Origin of the sequence: Nocardia sp. SYP-A9097, from assembly GCF_009649815.1 — a bacterium.
In the GTDB taxonomy this organism is placed as follows: Bacteria; Actinomycetota; Actinomycetes; order Mycobacteriales; family Mycobacteriaceae; genus Nocardia.
Window position 1 is genome coordinate 49,030 of record NZ_WJIC01000004.1, and the last position, 15,110, is coordinate 64,139.

At 65.6% G+C, this 15,110-nt stretch carries 16 protein-coding genes; 9 read left to right on the forward strand and 7 right to left on the reverse strand.

Features of this window, described 5'->3' with window-relative positions; all coding sequences use genetic code 11:
* Window positions 1-31: 31 nt before the first annotated feature.
* From nirD to GFY24_RS10340, 4 genes are all read left to right on the forward strand, one after another.
* Entirely contained in the window at window positions 32-448 is a 417-nt protein-coding gene (nirD, locus tag GFY24_RS10320; protein ID WP_153804800.1) for a nitrite reductase small subunit NirD, read from the forward strand.
* Window positions 445-1,815 carry a uroporphyrinogen-III synthase gene (locus GFY24_RS10325; RefSeq protein WP_228566178.1) on the forward strand — a complete coding sequence of 457 codons (1,371 nt, stop codon included), beginning with the start codon at window positions 445-447 and terminating at the stop codon, window positions 1,813-1,815. Before nirD ends, GFY24_RS10325 begins: the two co-directional genes overlap by 4 nt.
* Window positions 1,812-2,663, forward strand: a complete 852-nt coding sequence (locus GFY24_RS10335; protein WP_309230696.1) for a CbiX/SirB N-terminal domain-containing protein — start codon at window positions 1,812-1,814, stop codon at window positions 2,661-2,663. The genes GFY24_RS10325 and GFY24_RS10335 overlap by 4 nt, the downstream gene beginning before the upstream one ends.
* A gap of 90 nt (window positions 2,664-2,753) precedes the next feature.
* Window positions 2,754-2,966, forward strand: coding sequence for a hypothetical protein (locus tag GFY24_RS10340; protein ID WP_153804801.1), 213 nt, complete (start codon window positions 2,754-2,756; stop codon window positions 2,964-2,966).
* Window positions 2,967-3,111: 145 nt separating this feature from the next.
* Here the strand turns inward: GFY24_RS10340 and GFY24_RS10345 are convergent, their stop codons facing one another.
* Complete coding sequence (locus GFY24_RS10345) at window positions 3,112-3,762, reverse strand: TetR/AcrR family transcriptional regulator (protein ID WP_153804802.1); 651 nt, start codon at window positions 3,760-3,762, stop codon at window positions 3,112-3,114.
* A 206-nt stretch (window positions 3,763-3,968) separates the two neighbouring features.
* Between GFY24_RS10345 and GFY24_RS10350 the strand changes: the two genes are divergently transcribed.
* The 5 genes from GFY24_RS10350 to GFY24_RS10370 are packed head-to-tail and all read left to right on the forward strand — an operon-like array spanning window position 3,969 to window position 10,759.
* Entirely contained in the window at window positions 3,969-5,336 is a 1,368-nt protein-coding gene (locus GFY24_RS10350) for an NAD(P)/FAD-dependent oxidoreductase (RefSeq protein ID WP_153804803.1), read from the forward strand.
* Window positions 5,337-5,352: 16 nt separating this feature from the next.
* Window positions 5,353-6,498 carry a serine hydrolase domain-containing protein gene (locus tag GFY24_RS10355; RefSeq protein ID WP_153804804.1) on the forward strand — a complete coding sequence of 382 codons (1,146 nt, stop codon included), beginning with the start codon at window positions 5,353-5,355 and terminating at the stop codon, window positions 6,496-6,498.
* Window positions 6,499-6,553: 55 nt separating this feature from the next.
* Entirely contained in the window at window positions 6,554-8,212 is a 1,659-nt protein-coding gene (locus tag GFY24_RS10360; RefSeq protein ID WP_153804805.1) for a class I adenylate-forming enzyme family protein, read from the forward strand.
* Between the two features lie 6 nt (window positions 8,213-8,218).
* Window positions 8,219-9,967 carry an amidohydrolase family protein gene (locus tag GFY24_RS10365; RefSeq protein WP_309230697.1) on the forward strand — a complete coding sequence of 583 codons (1,749 nt, stop codon included), beginning with the start codon at window positions 8,219-8,221 and terminating at the stop codon, window positions 9,965-9,967.
* 12 nt (window positions 9,968-9,979) lie between these two features.
* Window positions 9,980-10,759 carry an SDR family NAD(P)-dependent oxidoreductase gene (locus GFY24_RS10370; RefSeq protein WP_153804806.1) on the forward strand — a complete coding sequence of 260 codons (780 nt, stop codon included), beginning with the start codon at window positions 9,980-9,982 and terminating at the stop codon, window positions 10,757-10,759.
* A gap of 128 nt (window positions 10,760-10,887) precedes the next feature.
* Here the strand turns inward: GFY24_RS10370 and GFY24_RS10375 are convergent, their stop codons facing one another.
* The 6 genes from GFY24_RS10375 to narH form a co-directional block, all read right to left on the reverse strand.
* Complete coding sequence (locus GFY24_RS10375) at window positions 10,888-11,280, reverse strand: type II toxin-antitoxin system VapC family toxin (RefSeq protein WP_153804807.1); 393 nt, start codon at window positions 11,278-11,280, stop codon at window positions 10,888-10,890.
* Entirely contained in the window at window positions 11,277-11,540 is a 264-nt protein-coding gene (locus GFY24_RS10380; RefSeq protein ID WP_153804808.1) for a type II toxin-antitoxin system VapB family antitoxin, read from the reverse strand. Before GFY24_RS10380 ends, GFY24_RS10375 begins: the two co-directional genes overlap by 4 nt.
* Window positions 11,541-11,647: 107 nt before the next feature.
* Window positions 11,648-11,860, reverse strand: coding sequence for a hypothetical protein (locus tag GFY24_RS10385; protein ID WP_153804809.1), 213 nt, complete (start codon window positions 11,858-11,860; stop codon window positions 11,648-11,650).
* A 128-nt stretch (window positions 11,861-11,988) separates the two neighbouring features.
* Entirely contained in the window at window positions 11,989-12,723 is a 735-nt protein-coding gene (gene narI, locus GFY24_RS10390; RefSeq protein WP_153804810.1) for a respiratory nitrate reductase subunit gamma, read from the reverse strand.
* The gene (gene narJ, locus GFY24_RS10395) at window positions 12,720-13,400 is read right to left on the reverse strand and encodes a nitrate reductase molybdenum cofactor assembly chaperone (RefSeq protein WP_153804811.1); all 681 of its coding nucleotides are present in this window, start codon (window positions 13,398-13,400) and stop codon (window positions 12,720-12,722) included. Before narJ ends, narI begins: the two co-directional genes overlap by 4 nt.
* The gene (gene narH / locus GFY24_RS10400; protein ID WP_228566209.1) at window positions 13,397-15,064 is read right to left on the reverse strand and encodes a nitrate reductase subunit beta; all 1,668 of its coding nucleotides are present in this window, start codon (window positions 15,062-15,064) and stop codon (window positions 13,397-13,399) included. Before narH ends, narJ begins: the two co-directional genes overlap by 4 nt.
* Between the last annotated feature and the right edge of the window lie 46 nt (window positions 15,065-15,110).

Consider the following 15,110-nt stretch of genomic DNA (forward strand, 5'->3'; position numbering starts at 1 on the left):
AATAGGTGAGGCGTTCGGAGGAGAGTTACCGATGACCACCGTGATCGAAACACCAGGCACCACGACCAGTCTCAACGGCTGGACCCAGGCATGCCGACTCGATTATCTGATCCCCGGCCGCGGCGTTGCGGTTCTGTTGAAGGGCGGCCGGCAAGCGGCCCTCTTCCTGACCACCGACGGCTCGCTGTACGCCGTCGGCAATATCGACCCGTTCGGCCGGGCAGCGGTCATTTCCCGCGGCATCGTCGGTGACCGCGGTGGTGTGCCGGTGGTCGCTTCGCCGCTGCTCAAGCAGGCGTTCTCGCTCATCGACGGGCAATGCCTGGACGATGAATCGGTAGCGCTGCCGGTGCACGCGGTGCGGGTGCTGGAAGGTGTGGTCGCATTGGCCAACGAGCCCATGCTCTTTCCGGGGGGACCTGGACCGATAGATGGTGGTACGGCATGACCGAGGTTGACGCCGGTACTCCACTGGCCGGGTTCACGGTCGGTATCACCGCGGCCCGCCGAGCCGACGAGCTCGGTACGCTGCTCACCCGCCGGGGCGCGAATATTGTTGCCGCCCCGGCGATTCGAATCATTCCACTGGCCGATGACACCGAGCTGGAGCGGGTCACCCGCCAGCTGGTGGCCGAACCGCCGCAGCTGACCGTCGCCACCACCGGAATCGGTTTCCGGGGTTGGATGGAGGCGGCCGAGGGCTGGGGGCTGGCCGAGGAGTTGTGCGCCACGCTGGCCGCGACCCGGATCATGGCGCGCGGGCCCAAGGCCAAGGGTGCGATTCGCGCGGCCGAGCTGCGTGAGGAGTGGTCGCCCGCCTCGGAATCCTCCGCGGAGGTACTCGATCATCTGCTCGCGCAAGGGGTCGAGGGTATGCGGATCGCCGTGCAGCTGCACGGCGCCACCACCGAATGGGAGCCGGTACCGGACTTCTGCGAGGTATTGCGCTGCGCCGGAGCCGATGTGGTGCCGGTGCCGGTCTACCGCTGGATTCCGCCCGAGGACCGCACCCCGATGGATCGCCTCATCGAGGGCATCGTCACCGGCGGACTGGACTGCGTCACCTTCACCAGTGCGCCCGCCGTGGCCTCACTTCTGATGCGCGCCAAGGAAACCGGGCTGCTCGAAGCCATCTTGCACGCCTTCCGCGGTCGCGTGCTGGCCGCCTGCGTCGGTCCCATCACCGCCGCCCCCCTGGAGGAGCTGGGAGTGGCCACCACCTCGCCCGCCCGCGCCCGCCTCGGTGCGCTGGCCCGCCATGTGGCGGAGGAACTGCCGCGCCGCGCGAACCGTATCCAGGCGGCCGGGCACATCCTCAGCGTGCGCGGCGGCTGCGTCGTGGTCGACGGCCAGGTCCGCCAATTGGCCCCGGCCCCAATGGCATTGATGCGTTCGCTGGCCCGCCAGCCCGGCCGCGTCGTCTCCCGTGAAGACCTCCTCGCGGCCCTGCCCGGCGGCGGTGACGACACCCATGCCGTCGAGACCGCCATAGCCCGCCTGCGCGCGGGCCTGGGCACCCCCAAGGCCATTCAAACCGTGGTCAAGCGCGGCTACCGCCTCGCCCTCGACCCGGCCGAATGCATCGACAACCCGCGCCCCGCCGTGGTGACTCCCATTGCGCGCCAGCAATTCCCGGCCCGGGCGGCGGCCTTCCCGCCCCGCCAGGACATCCCGGCGCGCGGCCCGGCCGCCCCTCGCCCCGACGCCCCGCTGAACGGTGCCGCCCACCCCGCCTTCCCGCAGCGCCCAGCCGTCACCGGCTCCGGCGCTCCGGTCCGCCCCATCCGCCCGGCCCCCGTAGCGGAGGCTTGGTGAATACCCCGGCGCTGGTTCTGGTGGCGCATGGCACCAGGAGTACGCGCGGAGTCGAGATGATTGCCGCACTCGCCGAGGCCGTCGCGCATGAGCTCGATGCGCAGGCTCGCGGATGTGGTACCGGCGCAGCGGATTTCATGACCGCGCTGCCCACTGAGACAGGTGCCGGTGCCGCGTTCGGGGTGGCATCGGCATCGTCGGCCACGCCCGGAGCGGCAGAACCCGGGCAGCTGTCCGGGGGAGTGCCGCGGGTGCGGACGGCGTTCGTGGATGTGCTCGGGCCGTCGCCGGCCGAGGTGTTGCGGGATCTGGAAGATGTTCCCGCCGTGGTGGTTCCGGCGTTCCTGGCATCGGGATATCACGTGTATCAGGATGTGCCGCGAGAGGTGGCCGCGAGTGCTCATGAGGCGGTCGCGGTCACCCAGGCGATGGGTCCGGATCCGGCCTTGGCCGCGGTGATGCGGATGCGGTTGCGGGCTGCCGGCTGGCGGCCCGGGGATGCGGTGGTGTTCGCGGCCGCCGGATCCTCGGATGCGCGTGCGCGGCAGGATGTGCGACGGGCCGCCGGACTGCTGGCCGAGCAGATCGCGGCCCCGGTGCGGGTGGCCTATATCGCCACCGGTGCGCCCCGGGTGCCGGAAGTCGTTGCGGCGCTGCGGGAGCAGGGTGCGCGGCGGGTGTTCATCGGCTCGTATCTGCTGGCGCACGGGCTCTTCCACGAGCGACTGCACGCGGCGGGCGCGGACGGGGTGGCCGAGCCGATCGGCGTGCACCCCGCGATTGTCCGTTTGCTGGTGGATCGCTATCGCACTGCGGCCGGTACTCTCCGCACTCTTCGCGCCGCCTGACCGAATCGCCGATTTCTCCGATTGTTTGGTAGTTCCCGCATTGCCGTGGCAATGTGCGGGGAAATTCCATTTCGCTCGGAGGGTTTACTGGTGAAGAAGCTGGTTGTCACGGCAGGTCTGATTGTCGGTTGTGCCGCAGGAGCTTTCGCCCCTGCCTCCGCCGCCCCCATGTACGACCCGTGGACGGCCTGCAAGGCGTCCGGCATGTCCGATGAGGCGTGCAGCCAGACCGTGAACGCCAATGATCCGGCGACCACTCCTGGCGCGGGTTTCGGCTGGACGGGTTCCGCGTCCGCCCGCTGACCGGAATCACCGCTCGATTATTCCGAGCGGCGGGCCTGGCATGAATTGAAACAGGCCCGAACCACATTTGCCTCGAACTGAGGCTGCTGCGGATTTGCCGATCCGGTCGGATCGGCAAATCCGGTATTAATTAATCCGATTTCGCTCAGGCTCCGGGTGTTTGCAGTGCCGGGAACCAGATATCGGTCAGCACCGTGGCGGCCTCCTCGGCCGAGACATCAATCGTCCCCTGCATGGCCCAGCGCGTGAAGAACCGCTCCAACTGCGCCACCAGCAATTCGATCCGCAGCCGTGCCTCGTCCTGCTGCGTCGCGGGCCAGCGCGACAAATACGAGGTCATCACATTCGGCACCGCCAGAATGCCCTCGCGTGCCACCTCGCGGAACTCCGGTTCCAGCGCTGTCGCCTCGTCCCAGGCGGGCAGTAGGTCCTTGTACTCCTGGAACCAGTCGATGGACCGCCGCATCCACGCCGCGAACTCCTCGCGTGAACCGCTTTCGAGCACGTGGTCCAGATCTTCGTAGAAGTGCTGCACGCTGGGCAGTGCGCCCTGTTCGGCGATGGCGCGCAACACATCCGGCTTCCCGGTGAAGTGCAGATAGAAGGTGGCCCGGCTGCAGCCGACCGCCGCGGCGATATCGTCCACGCGCACCGGTGCGTAGCCCTGGGTGGTGAACAGCCCCTTGGCCGCATCGATGAGCCGGCTGCGGGTGAGTCGCTTCTGCTCATCGCGCAGTGAGGTGCGCCGGGTGGTCGCCCTCGCTGGTTGCGAGAGGTCTGTCGCCGGTTCGGTCATGGGTGCTGGCCGCCTTGGTTCGGAGGTGCGGAAGCCGCCGGTATGGCGGCCGTTTTCCGATGCTCGAGTTTACGTCTGTCCGGTTTACCACCCCGATAGTAGACGTATGTTCATTCACTAGACATGGTGTCTAGCGACTGCTAGCGTGTGGGTCACATCACGTCCGGTCCGGGAATGTGACCTGTGACCGAAGCCAGGAGAGTGCATTGGAAACACGCGAGTTGCCCAGGGTATGCGTCATCGGCGCCGGCCCGTCCGGTATCACGGCCGCTAAGCGGCTCGCCGAATACGGCATCCCCTTCGACTGCTACGAAGCCTCGGATCAAATCGGCGGCAATTGGTACTTCAAAAACCCGAACGGTATGTCGGCCTGCTATCAGAGCCTGCACATCGACACCTCGAAGTTCCGCCTCGCCTTCGAGGATTTCCCGGCCCCCGAGGAGTGGCCGGACTTCCCGCATCACACCCAGCTGCACCAGTACTTCAAGGATTACGTCGAGCATTTCGGCATCGGTGATCGAATCATCCTCAATACCAAGGTGATCGACGCCAAGCGCGATGCCGAGGGCCTGTGGCAGATCACCACCGACACCGGCCGCACCGAAACCTACGATGTGCTGCTGGTCTGCAATGGCCACCACTGGGATCCGCGCATGCCCGACTACCCGGGCGAATTCGACGGCGTCCTCATGCATTCGCACTCGTACAACGATCCCTTCGATCCGATCGATATGCGCGGCAAGCGAATCGTGGTCGTGGGCATGGGTAACTCGGGTCTGGATATCGCCAGCGAACTCTCGCAGCGCTTCATCGCCTCGAAGTTCTATCTCTCCGCGCGCCGCGGCGTCTGGGTGCTGCCGAAGTATGTGAACGGCAAGGTCGGCGACAAGGCGGCGATGCCGTCGTGGATGCCGAAGAAGCTGGGGCTCAAGCTGAAGCAGCGCTTCGTGGTCAAGAATCGCGGCTATATGGAGGATTACGGTCTCCCGAAGCCGGATCACCTTCCCTTCGAAGCACATCCGTCCGCCAGCGAGGAGTTCCTGCATCGCGCCGGCTGCGGTGACATCACCTTCAAGCCCGCCATCACCCGGCTCGACGGCGACAAGGTGCACTTCGCCGACGGCAGTGTGGAGAAGGTCGATGTGGTGGTGTGCGCCACCGGATATCACATCAGCTTTCCGTTCTTCTCCGATCCGGAATTGACCCCCGACGAGCGCAATATGATCCCGCTCTACCGGCATATGATCAAGCCGGGCGTACCCAATCTGTTCTATCTCGGTCTGGCCCAGCCCATGCCGACGCTGGTGAACTTCGCCGAACAGCAGTCGAAGTTGGTCGCCGCGTATCTGACCGGCAACTATCACCTGCCCTCGCAGCCCGAGATGGTCGAGGAGATGCGGGTCAAGGAGCAGGAGCGCAGCGGTCAGTACTACGACTCGCCGCGGCACACCATTCAGACCGAGTTCGAGCCCTATGTGCGCGATCTGAAGCGGGAAATCGAGCGCGGCGCCAAGCGTGCTGCCGCGCAGGGTCATTCGCTGCCGGTCTCGCCCCGTGCGAGCGTCAAAGTCTGAGAAAGGGGCGGAACAGATGAGCAATGTCGCTGGATTCTGTGCCGACGAATTCGCCGCCGTACGAACCGCTTTCACCGAACAGGTGGAGTCGGGGGCCGAACTGGGCGCTGCCCTGTGCGTGACCGTGGACGGCGATCCGGTGGTCGATCTGTGGGGCGGCCACGCCGATCCGGAGCGGACCACGCGCTGGGGTGCGGACACCCTGGTGAACACCTTTTCCATCACCAAGACCATGACGGCGCTCTGCGCGCTACTGCTGGTCGACCGCGGTGAACTGGATGTGTACGCGAAGGTGGCGCACTACTGGCCGGAGTTCGCGGCCAATGGCAAGGCCGATATCGAAGTGCGGCACCTGCTTTCGCACACCTCCGGGGTGTCGGGCTGGGCGACCGAGTTCCCGTTCAGCGATATCTACGACAATGAGTCGTCCGCCGCGCTGCTGGCGGAGCAGGAGCCGTTCTGGGAGCCCGGCACCGCATCGGGCTATCACGCCAATAACTATGGGCACCTGATCGGTGAACTGGTCCGGCGAATCGACGGGCGTTCGCTCGGTCGTTTCTTCGCCGAGGAATTGGCCGAGCCGCTGGGCGCGGACTTCCATATCGGCAGGGCCGCACAGTATTCCGAGCGCATTGCCACGCTGGTTCCGCCCGACTTCGGCACGTTCGACCAGGACCTGCTGCCCAAGGACAGCGTCCTGTACAAGACGCTCTTCCAGCCGCTGCTGGACTTCGAGCTCTGCGCCACGCCGGGTTGGCTCGATGCCGAGATCGGCGGCACCAATGGTCAGGGCAATGCCCGCTCGGTGGCCCGGGTGCAGTCGGTGATCAGCAATGGCGGCGAACTGAGCGGCCGGAAGTTCCTGTCGGCCAAGACGATCGACCTGATCTTCGATCAGCAGGCGGACGGTGTCGACCTGGCGGTGCTGATGCCGCTGCGCTTCGGCATCGGCTACGGCCTGTCGCAGCCGCACACCGCGCCCGAGGTGCCGCAGGACGGCCGAGTGTGCTGGTGGGGCGGGCTCGGCGGGTCCATGGTCGTCAACGATCTGGACAATCGGGTCACCGTCGCCTACACCATGAATCGAATGGCTCCGGGGCTCATCGGCTCCGATCGCGCCAACGCCTATCTGAAGCCGGTTTTCGCCGCGGTGCGAGGGTAATCGTGATAACGCTTCTTCCGGAACAACAGCCCGACGATATTCGAGGACTTCATTCATGACGAACACCGTTGACCTCCAGGCCCTCGCGGCCCAGATCGCCGGGAAGCTCACCGGTCCGGGCGGGCAGTTCGAGATGACCGCCGAGGAGGTGCTCGGCGCGACCATCCCGGTCTTCCGTAATCGGCATCGCTCGCTGCTGGAGGTGCTCGAAGCCTCCCGTGAACTCGGCGACCGCGACTACCTGGTCAGTGCCGACAGCCGGATGACCTTCGCCGAACACTACGAGGCCGCGGGCGCGCTGGCGGCGGCGCTGGCGCAGCGCTACGGCGTCGGTAAGGGCGACCGGGTCGGCATTCTGGCCGCCAACAACCCGGAATGGGTGCTGACCTTCTGGGCGGCACAGCGTCTCGGCGCGATTCCGGTGGGCTACAACGCCTGGTGGGCTCCGATGGAGATTGCCTACGGGCTCGAGCACACCGAGCCGAAGGTGGTGATCGTCGATGCCAAGCGCGCGGCGGCCGTGGCCGAATCCGGGTCGACGGTGCCGGTGCTCACCATGGAGCAGGACCTGCCCGCACTGATCGCGGAGTTCGCCGGGCAGTACCCGAGCGTCGAGGTGGCCGAGGACGATCCGGCCTGCATCCTGTACACCTCCGGTACCACCGGCCGCCCCAAGGGCGTGGTGCACTCGCATCGAAATATGGTGGCGGTCAGCGACTATCACCGCTTCACCGACGCGCTGGCGGCGGGCTTCCGCGGCCTGCCGTGGGATGGTTCGCCGACCAGCCGGCGGTTCCTGACCACCTCGCCGCTGTTCCATATCGCGAGCCTGCACAATCTGGCGATTCCGCGGCTGCGCACCGGTGACGCCGTGGTCTTCCCGTCCGGCGGCTTCGACGCCGACAAGATCCTGCGGCTCATCGAATCCGAGCGCATCACCAACTGGGGTGCGGTGCCGACCATGGCCAGCCGACTGCTGGATACCGATCTCACACAATACGATCTGTCGTCGCTGGCCGGGTTCTCCCTCAATGCCGCGCCGTCCTCGCCCGCGCTGCAGCAGCGGCTGCGCGAGCGGCTGCCGGTCGCGCAGGTGGCGTTGACCACCAGCTACGGGTGCACGGAATCCGGTACCGCCGCCACCGTGGCGACACCGCCGGACCTGATGACCAATCCGGAGACGGTGGGGCGGCCCATTATCGGTGTGGCCGTGGAGATTCGCGATCCCGAGGGGAATGTCGTCCCGGACGGCACCGAGGGCGAGATCTGTATTCGCAGCGCGTACGTCATGCTCGGCTACTGGAGCAACGAGGACGCCAGCAAGGCGTCCATCGACGAGAACCGCTGGCTGCGCAGCGGCGACTTCGGCTTCGTCAGCGAGGGTCGGCTGCAAATGGCCGGGCGGCGTTCGGATCTCATTCTGCGCGGCGGTGAGAACGTCTACCCGACCGAGATCGAGAACGCTCTCGACGATCACCCGCTGGTGCAGGAATCCGCCGTGATCGGCATTCCGCACGAGGATCTCGGTCAAGAAGTGGCGGCGATTGTCGTTGTGGCCAATCCTGATTCGGTTACCGAAGACGAACTGCGCGATCATGTGGCGCAGCGGCTCGCCTACTTCAAGGTGCCCGCCCGCTGGCTCATCACCGCTGATGCGCTGCCTCGCAATGCGACCGGCAAGGTGCTGCGCCGCGACCTATCCCTCGGGGAGTGAGAGACCGTGTACGACACCATCATCAAGGACGGGCGCTGGTTCGACGGCACCGGTGCGCCGTCCGCCATCCGTAATATCGGCATCACCGACGGGCGAGTCGCCGCGGTCAGCGCCGAACCGCTCGACGAAACCGATTGCGGGCGAGTCATAGACGCCGCCGGGCGGTGGGTCATGCCTGGCATGGTGGATATCCACACCCACTATGACGTGGAGGTGCTGCTGGATCCGACGCTGTCGGAGTCGCTGCGGCACGGTGTCACCACGATTGTGCTCGGATCCTGCTCGCTCTCGACCATTCACGTGAATGGCTCGGACGCGGGCGACCTGTTCGGACGCGTGGAGGCGATTCCGCACAAGTTCGTGGTGTCGGCGGTCGACGACCTCAAGACCTGGAACAGCGCGCACAGCTATGTGGCGGCGCTGGAATCGCTGCCGCTGGGCGCGAATCTGGCTGCCTTCATCGGGCATTCGGATATTCGGGCCGCGCAGATGGGTCTGGACCGTTCGACTCGGCCGGATGTGAAGCCGACCGAAGCGGAGTTGCAGGCCATGGAGCTCAAGCTCACCGAGGCCCTCGACGCCGGCTTCGTGGGCATGTCCTCGCAGCAACTGCTCTTCGACAAGCTCGATGGTGAGGTGTGCCGGTCGCGCACGCTGCCCTCCACCTACGCCAAGCCGAAGGAACGGCGGCGGCTGAATCGCATTCTGCGCGACCGGAAGCGGGCGTTGCAGGGTGGTCCCGATGTGGCGCGCCCGCAGAGCCTGATCGCCATGGCGGCCAGCAGCCTCGGCATCTTCCGGCCGAATCTGAAGGTGAGCCTGCTGTCGGCGGCCGATATCAAGGCCATTCCCGGTGTGGTGCAGATCTTCCCGCTCATCGGCAAGATCCTGAACCGGCTCGGCGGCGACTTCCGCTGGCAGCACCTGCCGGTGCCGTTCGAGGTGTACTCCGATGGCATCGATCTGCCGGTTTTCGAGGAATTCGGTTCCGGTGCGGCGGCTCTGCATCTGACGAATCAGATCGAGGATCGGCGCGCGCTGCTCGCCGACGAGGAGTACCGGCGCTGGTTCCGCAAGGATTACGACAAGAAGTGGGGCCCGCGGGTCTGGCATCGGGACTTCTTCGATGCCGAGATCACCGAATGCCCCGACGAGACCGTGATCGGTAAGACCTTCGGTCAGGTCGGCGTGGATCGCGGCGGCGTGCACCCGGTGGACGCCTTCCTGGATCTGGTGGTGGAGTACGGGCCCAAGGTGCGCTGGCGCACCACCATCTCCAATCACCGTCCGGAGGTGCTGGACAAGCTGGCCGCGGATCCCACCGTGCAGCTGGGCTTTTCCGATGCCGGCGCGCACCTGCGCAATATGGCCTTCTACAACTTCGGGCTGCGACTGCTCAAGCGGGTGCACAAAGCGCAGCAGGCCGGGAAGCCGTTCATGACGGTGGAGCATGCCGTGCATCGCGTCACCGGTGAGCTGGCCGACTGGTACGACCTGGATGCCGGGCATCTGCGGGTGGGTGATCGCGCCGATGTGTTGATCATCGATCCGGTCTACCTGGACGAGAGCCTGGACGCGTACGCGGAGAACCCGGTTCCCGAGTACGACAACCTTTCCCGCATGGTCAATCGCAATGACAACACCGTGACCGCCGTCCTGGTGAACGGTGAGTACGTCTTCGGGCTGGGTGAGAAGTCCCCGCAGCTCGGCAAGGAGCGCACGGGGGAATTCCTGCGCGCCGGTCGCCGCGGATAACAGGAGATCGCTTTGAGCACAGCAAGATTCGACGGAAAGGTCGCCGTCGTCACGGGCGCGGCCTCCGGGATCGCCTCGGCCATCGCCACCGCGCTGGTGGCCGAGGGCGCCTCGGTGGTCGGCCTCGATATCGACGAGGCGGGCCTGGGTAAGAAGGTCGCCGAACTCGGTGACGCCTTCGTCCCGGTGCTCGCGGATGTGACGGTGGAGGCGCAGGTCGCCGACGGAATCGCTACTGCCGCAGAGTGTTTCGGCCGCCTGGACGTGGCCTTCAATGTGGCGGGCGGTTCCCGAATCGGTGCCGTCACCGATCTCGACGAAGCGGACTGGGACTTCACAGTCGACTTGGTGCAGAAGAGCGTGTTCCTCTGCACCAAACACGAGGCCCGGCTGATGCGCGAGAGCGGTGGCGGCGCCATCGTGAACGTCTCCTCGCTGGACGGCCGGGTCCCCATGCCCGGCGGCAGCCCGTACTCCACCGGCAAAGCGGGTGTGGTGATGTTCAGCAAGAACGCCGCACTCGAGTTGGCGCAGTATGGAATTCGAGTGAACTCGGTGCTGCCCGGCCTGGTCGACACCCCGCTCACGGCGGCGGTCATGGGCTACGAACCCGCGAAACAGATGTTCCTGGACCGGATTCCGCTGGGCGCGGCCGCCAGCGCCGAACAGGTCGCCGCCCCCTGCCTGTTCCTCGCCAGCGACGACGCCTCCTACATCACCGGCACCGAACTGGTGGTGGACGGCGGCTGGGAGATCAGCAACTTCCCGAATCTGGCCAAGCTCGCCGGATAACTCACCCGCGGGCGAGATACCCGTTCATGTTCGACCCCGTCAGATCGCTGCTGGTCATCAGTGCAAGCTGATGGCCGGCAGCGGTCGTTGCGGTCCGAAACCGCAGTGTCACAGCGGAATCGCGGAACTCATAGCGCAGGGCGGATATCGGTGTGTACAAAGTCATTGCCCTTGTACAGCAGCGGTTCACCCGCTTCCGATGCCAGCGCGTACGCGAAGCAATCGCCGAAGTTCAGCTGAGCCGGATGCCCGCTGCCTTTGCCGAAATCGCGATATGCGGCGCGGGCGGCCGCGGCTTGCTCCAGGGTGACCGGTTGCAACTCGAGTCGCAGCCGCTTGATCAGTTCGTCTGCGCGACGCGCGAATAGTGGGTCGGGGTCGCGATCGACCTTGATCGCGACCTCGAGATGGTTGACCACCGACATCATGGGATTTGTTGCCGCCGCGATGGTTTCGAGGAATTCCGCGCACTCCGGCTCGTCCTTCAAGATGGCCAGCAGGGCAGAGGCATCCACGATCATGCCGGCAGTCCTGCGTCATCGTAAAGATCGTCGGTATTGAGTAGTGCGAGCCGCTCTGGCGTAAGCATCCTATGGATATCGGCGACCAGTACATCGATCTTTTGTCGTTGGATATCCAGCCGGATTCCCTGCTGTGCATCAAGATCTCGGAGCATGAGTTTCAACGCCTCCTCCACCACGCTGGTCTGCGACAGCCCGGTCCGCTGGGCTGCCTCACGTACCAGTGCGTGAACGCGTTCGTTCTTGATGTTCAAGCTCATGGCATCCGCCTTCCCGGGCGCACCTCGCCGTTGCGGGGCTCTCTACCATTCTAGTATCTAATGGTAGAACGTCCACCGGTTTCAGGCTGATCGGTTAGCCCGCGGGCTCACTCCCTGGCGAGCCCGTCCGCGCTGATCGACGCCGCATCCAGACCGAGCATCTGCAGCAGGTATTCGCAATCCGCCGCATCCAGTGCGTGACCTGCGACCGTGTGCCGAGCCAGTGCGTTCTGCTTGGCACATGCCGCCTTCTCAGCCGCGCGCGCCGCACCGAATTCACTCTGCTCATCCCGCAGGGTGGTCTGTCTTGTGGAGTTCATGTGCCAACTTCCCGGGCCGCGCCGGGTTGCCGTATCCGAATGACTCGGGTCAACACCGCCTGCCTTCACCCTACTGTGTGCCCCTGGTTATCGAAATGAGATCCACCGATACCGGACTTGACCCCCGATCAACGGGGTGGGAGAACCGGAGCGTCCCAGGCTCGCGCGAAGCGGCGTTTGTCCGCGGCGTTGGTTTCCTTGCTGCGGTAGACGACGTATGGGCGGGTCAGGTAGCCGACGGGGGCGCTGAACATGTGGACCAGGCGGGTGTACGGCCAGATGGCGATCAGGGTCAGGACGAGCAGGCCGTGGGCTTGGAAGGTCCAGGGGGTGCCGACCATGAGGTCCGGCTGGGGGTGGGTGGAAAAGAGACTGCGGAACCAGGGAGAGACGGTTTCGCGGTAGTTGTAGGTGCCCCAGAGCAGGTTGCTGCCGACCGTGTTGAGCAGACCGGTGATCAGAGCGCCCGCCAGCAGGACGTACATGAGTTGGTCATTGCGGGTGGTGGCTTTGCGGACGGCCGTGACGGTGACGCGGCGGTACAGCAGGATCGCTATGCCCGCGATGACCGCTATGCCCGCGACCGTGCCCGCGGAGACCGCGACCACGTGATAGAGGTGCTCGGAGATGCCTACGGCATCGGTCCAGGACTCGGGGATGAGGACGCCGAGTACGTGACCGCCGATGACGCCGAGCATGCCGAAGTGGAACAGCGGACTGCCCAGGCGCAGCAGCCGGGACTCGTAGACCTGGGAAGACCGTGTGGTCCAGCCGAATTGGTCATTGCGATAGCGCCACAGGTGACCCAGGACGAACGAGGTGAAGGCGACATAGGGGAGTGTCAGCCAGAGAGCGGGGGTCATCGGCGGGCTTCCGATCCGGCGAAGGCCAGGGGGTCCATGGCGAAGGGCTCCAGGCCGACCTCTTCCTCGGGCGGACCCTGGGCGGCGAGTTCGGCAATGCGGCGGCGGTCGGCGGTGGTGACCGGCGGCAGCGTGGAGGTGACGGCGGTGAGAATGCCCGCGTACGGAGATCCGCTGTCGGACAGGGAGAGTCGTAGCAGCTCCAGGACGGGGACGTGCTCGCCGAGCAGGCGTTCGCCGCCGATGGGGTCCACGGTGGCGGCGAATTCCAGCAGCACCGGGAGGTGGTCGGGGAGCTCCTCGTCGCCGAGCTCCACGCCCGCCTGCCGGTAGGCGTGCTTGAAACGCAGCAGTGCCATACCGCGTTTGCGGGTGTCGCCGTAGGCGTAGAAGGTCAGGTGCAGGCTGGCGCGGCGGCGCATATCGAAGGTCTCGACGTACTGCTGCGCCAGGGCGATGGGGGAGCCGGCGCGCAGGTGGTCGAGGAAGCCGTCCAGGTGCGGGCGCACGGTGCCGGGCAATTCGGCTGTGGCGCTGGACAAGTCGTCGAGCATGGCGAGGGTGCGCTCATGCGGGTAGTCCAGCAGCAGGGCGGCCAGCCGCCACACCAGATGCCGGTCCCGCTCGGAGAGGGCGACCACGGGTTCGGGGCGGCGGCGCAGTTTCAGCAGGCTCATCGGATCGCACCCGTCGGAATCGGTTCGGCCGCATCGTCATTGGGTGGGGCGTCACCATTGTGGGTGTCGCCGTTGCCGTTCTTGGCGGGGAGCAGCCCGGCGGCGCTCTTACCGTCCCAGTTGAGCAGGTTGATGCGGTTCGACTTCTCGTCCGGCGCGGCGCCATTGGTGTCGGTGAGGTGGAACTTCTCGACCACCACGTCGAGCGCGGTCATACCGGGTCCGCCGTCGGTGTCCAGCGAGCAGCCGGTGGCGAGTGAATCCAGTTCGTGCGCACGGGAAGTCGCGCCATTGGGGATCACATAGCGGTGCTCGTACTTGGCGATGGCGAGCAGCCGGTACATGGCCTCGATCTCCTCGGGCTCGAGGCCCACGGAGTCGGGAATCCCCATATCGGGTTCCTGACCGAGATTGATCGACCGCATGAACGAACGCATTCCGGCGAGGCGTTGCAGTGAATCCCGGACCGGTTCGATCTGACCGGCGGTGAACAGTTCGGCCAAGTACTCCAGGGGAATTCGCAATGCGTCGATGGCACCGAAGAGATTCGAGACATTCTCGCCGTCGTGCCCGGTCTCGGACAGCACATCCACCACCGGCGACAGCGGCGGCACGTACCAGACCATCGGCATGGTGCGGTACTCCGGATGCAGCGGCAGTGCGATCTTGTAGTCGACGATCAGCTTGTAGACCGGTGAATCCTGTGCCGCCTGAATCCAATCCGGGGAGATGCCGGCGGCCTCGGCCTCGGCGATCACCCGCGGATCATGCGGATTGAGGAACACCCCGAGCTGGGCCGGGTACAGCTCCTTGTCGTCGGTGACCTCGCAGGCCGCCCGCACGGCATCCGCGTCGTACAGCATGACGCCGATATACCGCAGCCGCCCGACGCAGGTCTCCGAGCACACGGTCGGAATGCCGACCTCCACACGCGGGTAGCAGAAAGTACATTTTTCCGCCTTGCCCGTCTTGTGGTTGAAGTAGATCTTCTTGTATGGGCAACTGCTCACACACTGCCGCCAGCCACGGCACTTGTCCTGGTCCACCAGCACGATGCCGTCTTCGGAACGCTTGTAGATCGCGCCCGAGGGGCAGGCCGCCGCGCAGGACGGGTTCAAGCAGTGCTCGCAGATGCGCGGCAGATAGAACATGAAGGTCTGCTCGAATTCGAGCTTCACCTGCTCGGACAGCTTGGCCAGCAGCGGGTCCTTACCGACCTGCTCCGGGCCGGAGCCGAGCGAGTCGTCCCAGTTCGCGCCCCAGGTGACATCCGTATTCTCGCCGGTGATAAGGGATTTGGGCCGTGCTACCGGGGTGGTGTCCATCTGCGGGGCGGACAGCAGGTTGTCGTAGTCGTAGCTCCACGGGTCGTAGTAATCCGACACGGTGGGCAGGTCCGGATTGGCGAAGATATTGAGCAGCCGCTTCATTCGCGACCCGGATTTGAGGGTCAGCTTGCCCCGCTTGGTGAGGGTCCACCCGCCCTTCCACTTCTCCTGATCCTCGTAGCGGCGCGGATAGCCTTGTCCCGGACGGGTTTCCACATTGTTGAACCACACGTACTCGGTGCCCGCGCGATTGGTCCACGCCTGCTTGCAGGTGACCGAGCAGGTGTGGCACCCGATGCACTTGTCGAGGTTCATGACCATCGCCAGCTGTGCCATGACGCGCATATCAGTACTCCACTTCTAGGCTGCGCTTGCCAACGGC